Here is a 10,444-nt window from a genome sequence, read left to right as displayed (position 1 = left end):
GAGCACGAGCATCCGACAGCCGCTCCAACACCAGGACACCGACACCCTCACCCCAACCGGTTCCATCAGCCGCCTCCGCGAACGGCTTGCACCGACCGTCAGCAGCAAGGCCGCGCTGCCGCGCGAACTCGGTGAATGTGCCGGGCGACGCCATCACGGTGACGCCGCCGGCCAGGGCCATTCCGCACTCGCCGGAGCGCAGCGCCTGCGCGGCGAGGTGAATCGCCGTCAGCGAAGACGAACACGCCGTGTCGATCGATACGGCCGGACCCTGAAGGCCCAGCGAGTACGCCACCCGGCCCGACGCCACACTCGCCGTCGTCCCGGTCAGGCCGAAGCCACCGGCACCGTCCTGCTCACCAGCCCGATATCCCGACGCGATGATGCCCGCGTAGACACCCGTGTCGCTGCCCCGCAGCGAACTCGGGGTGATGCCCGCGTCCTCCAGAGCCTCCCAGCAGGTCTCCAGCAGCAGCCGCTGCTGCGGGTCCATCCCCAGCGCCTCGCGCGGACTGATCCCGAAGAACTCCGCATCGAAGTCGGCAGCACCGGCCAGGAAGCCGCCCACCGGGGCAAACGACGTATCCGCGTCACCGGAGTCGGACAGGCCCTCCACGTCCCAACCGCGGTTCGACGGGAAGCCCGACATCGCGTCGGAGCCTCCGGCGACCAACTGCCAGAAGCCCTCCGGGTCCTCGGCCCCGCCCGGGAAGCGGCAGCCCATGCCGACGATCGCCACCGGCTCGTCGGTACCGAGGCGTACCGCCGGCACGGAGGCCGCTCCGGCGGCCTCGGCGGTCCCGCACACCTCGGTCACCAGGTGCCGGGCGAGGTCCAGGGGGACGGGGTAGTCGAACACCAGGGTGGCGGGCAGGCTCAGGCCGGTTTCGGCCGAGAGCCGGTTGCGGAGCTCCAGACCGGTCAGGGAGTCGATGCCCATGTCGCGGAAGGCCCGCTGGGGATCGATGTCCCCGGGGCGCGCGTGGCCCAGGACCACGGCGGCAGCAGCTCGGACGATCTGCAAAACTTCCTGCTCGCGCTCGACGGAACCGAGCGCGGCCAGCCGAGCCGCCAAGCCACCCGCGTCCACCGCAACGGCCGCGGTCGGGCGGGCGGAGACGCCAACGGCCAGTCCGCGCAGCAGCGGAAGCAGCGGTCGTTCCGGGCGTGCCAGTGCCGTCATGTCCAGTCGGGCCGGGACCGCCAGCGGCGTGCCCAGGGCAGTAGCAGCCTCGAACAGCGCGAGGCCCTGCTCGGTCGTCAGTGGCTGGATGCCGCCGCGACGCAGCCGGGAGAGGTCGGCACCGGCCAACTGCCCGGTGATCTCCGAGGTCTGCGCCCACAGGCCCCAGGCCAGCGACTGACCGGCCAGGTGCCGCTCGCGGCGGTGGGCCGCGAGTGTGTCCAGGAACGCGTTGGCTGCGGCGTAACTCCCCTGCCCCGGGCTGCCCATGACAGCCGCCGCCGAGGAGTACAGCACGAAGCCGGCCAGGCCCGCGTCCTCGGTCAACTCGTGCAGGTTCCACGCCGCGTCAGCCTTCGCCGACAGCACCGGGGCCATCCGCTCGGACGTCAGCGACTCCACGGTGGCGTCGTCGATCACACCGGCCGCGTGCACCACCGCGGTCAGCGGCCGCTCGGCCGCGATCCTGGACAGCACCGACGCGAGACCCTCGCGGTCGGCGGCATCGCCGGCCTGAACGCGCACCTCCGCACCCGACTGCGCCAACTCGGTGACCAGGCGGGCGACTCCGGGCGCGACCGCACCGCGACGCGACAGCAGGAGCAGGTGGCGCATGCCACGGACGTTGACCAGGTGTCGGGCCAACTCGCCGCCTAGCGTGCCGGTTCCACCCGTGACCAGCACCGTGCCCTGACTGTCCCACTCGACGGGGACGTTGAGCACAACCTTGCCGAGGTGTCGGGCTGCCTGGAGGTGCCGCAGGGCCGCCACGGCCTGCGACAGCTCGAAGGTCGTCACCGGCGGCGGGGTCACGGTGCCCGCGTCGAACATGCCTCCGAGCTCGGCCAGCATCTCCGCGATCCGCGGCTCGCCGGCGTCCATCAGGTCGAACGCCTGGTACACCACCCCGGGGTAGGCCTCGGCAACCAGCTCGGGGTTGCGAATATCGGTCTTGCCCATCTCGACGAACTGACCACCGCGCGGCAGCAGCCGCAGCGACGCGTCAGTGAACTCCCCAGCAAGGGCGTTCAGGACCACGTCCATGCCCTCGCCACCGGTCACGGCCAGGAACCGCTCACAGAAGTCCAGATCGCGGGTCGAGGCGATGTGACTTTCCTCAACGCCCATCGCGCGCAGCGCATGCTGCTTGGGCGGACTGGCGGTCGCGAAGACCTCCAGCCCCCACGCCTTCGCCAACTGCACCGCGGCCGTACCCACACCACCCGTACCAGCGTGAATCAACACCCGTTGCCCAGGGCGGACCTGGGCCAGATCCCGCAACGCGTAGAACGCGGTAAGGAATCCAATCGGCACTGCCGCGGCCTGCTGGTACGACCATCCCTGCGGGATGGCGGCAACCAGGCGGCTGTCCACGATCCCGACCGGACCCCAGCTGGGCGCCAGACCCATCACCGGCTGACCGGCCGTCAGGCCAGTGACACCGGGGCCGATCTCCAGGACGACACCGGCACCTTCGCCACCGAGACCTCGGTTGTCCGCGACCATACCCAGACCGGCGACCACGTCGCGGAAGTTCACACCCACCGCACGCAGACCAACCCGAACCTGCCCATCCACCAGCTCGGCGCCCGTGTCAGGAGCGTCGACGACGGCGGCACTGCCCAGGTCACCCGGGTTGGCGACCTCCACCCGCCAGTTCGCACCACTCGGCAAGGCCAGCTCACCGGCGCGGGCCAGCCGTCGGCCGAATGCCGCGATCCCCCCGCCGTCGGTGGCGGGACGGATCCGGACCTCGGGCTCGTCGGCATCCAGTGCCACGGCCAGGACGGCGTCCACGTCGGCGTCGCGACCGAAGTCCAGGCCGGCCGCCGGGTCGACATCGACCAGCAGCAGACGACCCGGGTGCTCCGACTGCGCCGAACGGATCAGACCCGCCACTGGCGCACCGGTCAAGTCCTGTCCGGCTGCGACGCCCTGGGTCCAGAACACCAAGCGTGCCTCGTCGGTCGCGGGGTCGGCCAACCACTCCTGCACCCAACCCAACACCGCCGCAGCAGCCTGCTGAGCCGCCTGCGACACCGAACTCCCGGACGGGGCAGTCGGCACGGCCGCCACCACCACCGGTGCGATCGTGGAGCCGTGCCGCGCCCACTGGACTGCGGTGTCGGAGGCCTGCGCCGACAGCGGGACCCACTCCACGGTGAACAGCGACTGGCGCACCTGACGGGCCGAGCCGCCGAACTGAGCCGTCGGTATCTCCCGCAGCGCCAGCGACCGGACCTCCAGCACCGGCTGACCGACACCATCGAACGCCGTCACCGAGACGCCACTCGCCCCACGGGCCAGGACCACCCGCAGCTGCCGGGCACCGCCCGCCAGCAGCCGAACCCCCGACCACGCGAACGGCAGACCCGTCCCCCCGCCACTGCCATCACTGGCGGCAAGGAGGCTGTGCAGGGCGGCGTCGAGCAACGCCGGGTGCAGACCAAACCCGGCAGCATCGGCTTCGACAGCCTGCGGCAGCTCGACCTCGGCGTAGACGGTCTCCCCGGCGCGCCATACCTGACGCAGGCCCTGGAACGCCGGCCCGTAGCCGTAACCCCGCTGAGCGAACCTCTCGTAGGCGTCGTCGACCGACACCTGCTCCGCCCCCGTCGGCGGCCAGACAGCCAGCGCTGCCTGGACGGGCTCACTGCCGACCGGGGCCAGCACACCGACCGCGTTCCGGACCCACTCGCCCTCCCCCTCACGGGAAGAGACCGTCACCGTGCGCCGGCCGCTGTCGCCGTCACTGCCACCCACGTGGACCTGCAACTGCACGCCACCAGAGCTGGGCAGGAGCAGCGGCTCCTGCAAGGTCAACTCCTCCAGCACACCGCAGCCAGCCAGGTCACCGGCGTGGACCGCCAGGTCCACGAAAGCCGTACCGGGCAGCAGAACCGTGCCGTGCACCGCGTGATCGGCCAGCCACGGCATCGCCGACACCGACAGACGACCCGTCAGAACCAACCCATCACCCTCGGCCAACCACACCGCCGCCGCCAGCAACGGGTGACCGTCGCGCTGCTGACCAGCCGACGCAACATCACCACGACCGGCACCTGCCTTCGGCCAGTAGTGCTGGCGCTGGAACGGGTACGTCGGCAGGGCAACCTTCTGCGCCCTGCCGGTGAACACTGCGGACCAGTCCACCTCGACGCCAGCGGCATACAGACCGGCCAGTGCGCGCAGTGCCGTCTCCGCCTCGTCCTGGTCGGCGCGCAGTGCCGGGACCCAGGTGTCGGTGTCGGCCATCGCCGACAGCGCACCATCCGGACCCAACTCCGCGAACACGCTCATGCCCTGGGCACGCATCGCCTCCACCACGTCGTGGAAACGCACCGTCTCCCGCACATGCCCCACCCAGTAGCCGGGATCCGTCACATCCGCACCCGGCGCACCCGACACCAGCGGAATACGCGGCTCGTGGAACGTCACCCCAGCCAGCACCTGGCCGAACTCCTCCAGCATCGGATCCATCAACGGCGAGTGGAACGCATGGCTGACCCGCAACCTGCGCACCCGCCCACCCCGCTCCCGCCACAGCTCCACCACCTCCCCCACCACGCACTCCACACCCGAAATCACCACCTGACGCGCACTGTTGACCGCCGCGACCGCCACCCCCTCACGCCCGGCCAGCAGCCCGGCGACCTGCTCCGCCGACGCCTCCAGCGCCGCCATCGCCCCACCGGCCGGCAGCTCCTGCATCAGACGGCCACGCGCCGCCACCACCGCACACGCATCCGCCAGATCCCACACCCCGGCCACATACGCCGCCGTAACCTCACCAATCGAATGCCCCGCCACACACTGCGGAACCACACCCCACGACGACCACAAACGGAACAACGCCACCTGCACCGCAAACAACCCCGCCTGCGCGAACACCGTCTGATCCAACTCCACACCACCCGCCGCGATCACCTCACGCAACGACCCCGGCAGCAACCCCTCCAACCCAGCACACACCTCATCAAACGCCCGCGCGAACACCGGGAACGTTTCATACAGGCCCAGGCCCATCCCCACACGCTGAGAACCCTGACCCGAGAACACCACCCCAACCCGACCATCACCACCCGTCCCAGTCACCACACCAGCCACAGCCCGGCCCACAGCCGCAGCACTCAAACCCTCCAGCAACTGCTCACGGCCATCGCCAACGACGGCCAGCCGGTGGGAGAACGCAGTGGTTCGGGTGACGGCAAGGGAGAACGCCAGGTCCCTGGCCGCGACCTGGGGACGGTCAGCCACGAACTCCGCCAGCCGACCCGCCTGCGCGGCCAACGCCGCACCGGACCGCGCCGACAACACCCATGCCACCGGACCCACCGGGTCCGGAACATCCTGATCATGAGCATCCAGGACAGGGATGTCCTGAGTGGGCTGCTCAAGGATGAGGTGGACGTTGGTGCCGCTGATCCCGAACGCCGACACACCCGCACGACGCGGCTCAGCGCCCTCCGGCCACTCGCGAGGCTCGGTCAGCAACTCCACCGCACCGGCCGACCAGTCCACATGCGAAGACGGGGCGTCCACATTCAGCGTCTGCGGCAACACTCCATGGCGCATCGCCTGCACCATCTTGATCACACCAGCCACACCAGCCGCAGCCTGGGTATGCCCGATGTTCGACTTCACCGAACCCAGCAGCAGCGGCCGGCCCTCAGGCCGATCCTGCCCATAAGTCGCCAGCAGCGCCTGCGCCTCGATCGGGTCACCCAACGCCGTACCCGTGCCATGAGCCTCGACCACATCGACATCGCCCGGCTGCAACCTCGCACTCGCCAGCGCAGCCCGGATCACCCGCTGCTGCGACGGACCATTCGGCGCCGACAGACCATTGCTCGCACCGTCCTGGTTCACCGCACTACCCGCAACCACCGCCAGCACCCGGTGCCCACGCTCACGGGCGTCCGACAGCCGCTCCAGGACCAACATCCCGACGCCCTCGCCCCAGCCGGTGCCGTCAGCGGCATCCGAGAACGGCTTGCATCGGCCATCGCCGGCCAAGCCCCGCTGGCGCGCGAATTCCGTGAACGTTCCCGGGGTGGGCATCACGGTGACGCCGCCGGCCAGCGCGATCCCGCACTCGCCGGACCGCACCGCCTGCGCCGCCAGGTGAATCGCCGTCAGCGAAGACGAGCACGCCGTGTCGATCGAGACCGCAGGGCCCTGAAGGCCCAGCGAATACGCCACCCGGCCCGACGCCACACTCGCCGTGGTCCCGGTCATCCCGAAGCCGCCGGCACCGTCCTGCTCACCGACCCGGTACCCCAACGCGATGATCCCGGCGTAGACGCCGGTGTCGGTGCCCCGCAGCGTTCCCGGCTCGATGCCGGCGTCCTCCAGGGCCTCCCAGCAGGTCTCCAGCAGCAGCCGCTGCTGGGGGTCCATCCCCAGCGCCTCGCGCGGACTGATCCCGAAGAACTCCGCATCGAACTCACCGGCACCGTCAAGGAAGCCGCCCAGCGGGGTGTAGGCCGGGGCCCCATCACCGGAGTCGGACAGGCCCGGCATCTCCCAGCCGCGGTTCGACGGGAAGCCCGACATCGCGTCGGTCCCTCCGGCGACCAGCTGCCAGAAACCCTCCGGGTCCTCGACCCCGCCCGGGAACCGGCAGCCCATACCGACGATCGCCACCGGCTCGTCCGTGCCGACACGGACCACCTGCACGGCGGTGTCACCGACGGCTACGTCGGTCCCGCACGCCTCTGCCACCACGTACCGGGCGACCTCAACCGGCGTCGGCTGGTCGAAGACCAGGGTGGCGGGAAGGGTCAGGCCCGTCTCGGCCGAGAGCCGGTTGCGCAGCTCCAGACCGGTCAGGGAGTCGATGCCCATGTCCCGGAAGGCCCGTAGGGGATCGATGTCCCCGGGGTGTGAATGCCCCAGGACGACAGCAGCAGCCGCCCGGACGATCTGCACGACTTCCTGCTCGCGCTCGGCGGGACCGAGCGCGGCCAGCTGGGCCGCCAAGCCACCGGCGCCCGCGACAACGGCCGCGGTCCGGCGGGCGGGAGCGCCAACGGCCAGGCCTCGCAGCAACGCAGGGAGCGGCCGTCCGCCGCGGGAGAACGCGGCCAGGTCCAGTCGGGCCGGGACCGCCAGCGGCGCGCCCAGCGCGGCAGCGGCGTCGAACAGCGCCAGACCCTGCTCGGTCGTCAGTGGCTGGATGCCGCCGCGACGCAGACGGGTCAGACCCGCGCCCTCCAGGTGCCCGGTGATCTCCGAGGCCTGGGCCCACAGACCCCAGGCCAGCGACTGGCCGACCAGCTGTCGGCCGCGACGGTAGGACGCGAGTGCGTCCAGGAACGCGTTGGCGGCGGCGTAACTCCCCTGCCCCGGGCTGCCCATGACAGCCACCGCCGAGGAGTACAGCACGAAGCCGGCCAGGCCCGCACCCTCGGTCAACTCGTGCAGGTTCCACGCCGCGTCGACCTTGGCGGCCATGACCGGCGCCATCCGCTCGGGCGTCAGCGACTCCACGGTGGCGTCGTCGATCACACCGGCGGCGTGCACGACCGCGGTCAGCGGCCGGTCGGCCGTGAGCCGCGCCAGCACCGAGGCGAGACCGTCACGGTCGGCGGCATCACCGGCCTGCACCCGCACGCTCGCACCCAACTGCGCCAACTCCGCCACCAGACGGGCCACGCCCGGCGCGGCCGGGCCACGACGGGACATCAGCACCAGGTGCCGCATGCCACGGACGCTCACCAGGTGCCGCGCCAACTCACCACCCAGCGTGCCGGTTCCACCCGTGACCAGCACCGTGCCCTGACTGTCCCACTCGACGGGGACGTTCAGCACCACCTTGCCCACCTGCCGAGCCGCCTGGAGGTACCGCAGCGCCGCCACCGCCTGCGACAGCTCGAAACACGTCACCGGCGGCGGAACCAGCGTCCCAGCCTCGAACATCGGCCCGAGCTCGGCCAGCATCTCCGCGATCCGCGGCTCGCCGGCGTCCATCAGGTCGAACGCCTGGTAGACCACCCCGGGGTAGGCCTCGGCGACCTGCTCGGGGTTGCGAATGTCGGTCTTGCCCATCTCGACGAACTGACCACCGCGCGGCAGCAGCCGCAGCGACGCGTCCGTGAACTCCCCGGCAAGGGCGTTGACGACCACGTCCATGCCCTCGCCACCGGTCACGCCCAGGAACCGCTCACAGAAGTCCAGATCACGGGTCGAGGCGATGTGACTCTCCTCAACACCCATCGCGCGCAGCGCATGCTGCTTGGCCGGACTGGCGGTCGCGAAGACCTCCAGCCCCCACGCCTTCGCCAACTGCACCGCAGCCGTACCCACACCACCCGTACCGGCGTGAATCAACACCCGCTGACCGGAACGGACCTGGGCCAGATCCCACAGCCCGTAGAACGCCGTCAGGAACCCGACCGACACCGCCGCGGCCTGCTGGTACGACCAGCCCTGCGGGATGGCGGCCACCATGCGGCTGTCCACGATCCCGACCGAACCCCAGCCCGGCACCAGACCCATCACCGGCTGGCCGACCGTCAGACCGTCCACCCCTGGGCCGATCTCCAGCACGACACCGGAGCCTTCACCACCAAGGACCCGGCCGTCCGAGACCATCCCCAGACCGGCCACCACATCGCGGAAGTTCACACCCACCGCACGCAGACCCACCCGAACCTGACCAGCCGACAGCGCAGCCTCGGTCTCGGGAGCGTCGACGACAGCGGCACTGCCCAGGTCACCCGGGTTGGCGACCTCCACCCGCCAGTTCGAACCACTCGGCAAGGCCAGCTCACTGGCGCGGGCCAACCGTCGGCCGAAGGCCGCGATCCCCGCGCCGTCGGCGGCGGGACGGATCCGGACCTCGGGCTCGTCGGCATCCAGTGCCGCGGCCAGGACGGCGTCCACGTCGGCGTCGCGACCGAAGTCCAGGCCAGCCGCCGGGTCGACATCGACCAACAGCAGACGACCCGGGTGCTCCGACTGCGCCGAACGGATCAGACCCGTCACCGCCGCACCAGCCAAGTCCTGGCCGGTCCAGATCACCAACTGCGCGTCGTCGGTCGCGGGGTCGGCCAACCACTCCTGCACCCAACCCAGCACCGTCGCGGCAACCTGCTGAGCCGCCTGCGGCGCTGAACTTCCGGACGACGCAGCCGGCACGGCCGCCACGACCACCGGGGCCACCTCGGTGCCGTGCCGCGCCCATCGCAGCGCAGCGTCAGAAGCCTGCGCCGGCAGCGGAACCCAGTCCACCGTGAACAGCGACTGACGCACCTGGCGACCGGCCCCGCTGAGCTGGCCGGACGAAGCCTCACGCATTGCCAACGACCGCACCTGCAACACCGGTTCGCCAGCACCGTCGAACGCCGACACCGAGACAGCGCCCGACCTGCGGGCCAACACCACCCGCAGATTACGGGCCCCGCCCGCCAGCAGCCGCACGCCCGACCACGCGAACGGCAGACCCGTCCCCCCGCCACTTCCATTGCTGGCGCCGGAAACAAGGAGGCTGTGCAGCGCGGCGTCGAGCAGCGCGGGATGCATACCGTACCCGGCCGCGTCGGACTCGATGACCTGTGGCAGCTCGGCCTCGGCGTAGACGGTGTCCCCGGCGCGCCACACCTGACGCAGGCCCTGGAACGCCGGCCCGTAGCCGTAACCGCGCTGGGCAAAGCTCTCGTAGGCGTTGTCGACCGGAACGGACTCCGCCCCCGCCGGCGGCCAGACAGCCAGCGGGGCAGGGACGGGCTCACTGCCGGCCGGGGCCAGCACACCCACCGCGTGCCGAACCCACTCGCCCTCTCCCTCGCGGGAAGAGACCGTGACGACCCGCCGACCACTGTCGTCGCTGTCGCCCACGTGTACCTGCAACTGCACGCCACCCTTGGCGGGCAGGAGCAGCGGCTCCTGGAGCGTCAGCTCGTCCAGGGCGCCGCAGCCGGCCAGGTCACCGGCGTGGACCGCCAGGTCCACGAACGCCGTGCCGGGCAGCAGAACCGTGCCGTGCACCGCATGATCGGCCAGCCACGGCATCGCCGACATCGACAGACGACCGGTCAGAACCAGCCCATCGCCGACGGCCAGCCACACCGCCGCCGCCAGCAGCGAGTGCCCGACACGCTGCTGACCAGCCGACCAGGCGTCTCCACGACCAGCCCCTACCTTCGGCCAGTAGTGCTGATGCTGGAACGGGTACGTCGGCAGATCGACCTTGACCGCCCGACCACCGTCGGCAGTGACGGCGGCCCAGTCGACCTCGACGCCAGCGGCGTACAGACC

1 protein-coding gene is annotated in these 10,444 nt (G+C 71.1%); it reads right to left on the bottom strand.

Features of this window, described 5'->3' with window-relative positions; all coding sequences use genetic code 11:
• Positions 1 to 10,444: SDR family NAD(P)-dependent oxidoreductase (locus tag ABD329_RS46585; RefSeq protein WP_344318112.1), on the bottom strand; the 10,444-nt coding region annotated here is incomplete at both ends.

The sequence above is a fragment of the Streptomyces javensis genome (assembly GCF_039525925.1).
GTDB classification, from domain to species: Bacteria; Actinomycetota; Actinomycetes; order Streptomycetales; family Streptomycetaceae; genus Streptomyces; species Streptomyces asiaticus.
This window is presented reverse-complemented; position numbering and strand designations above follow the sequence as displayed.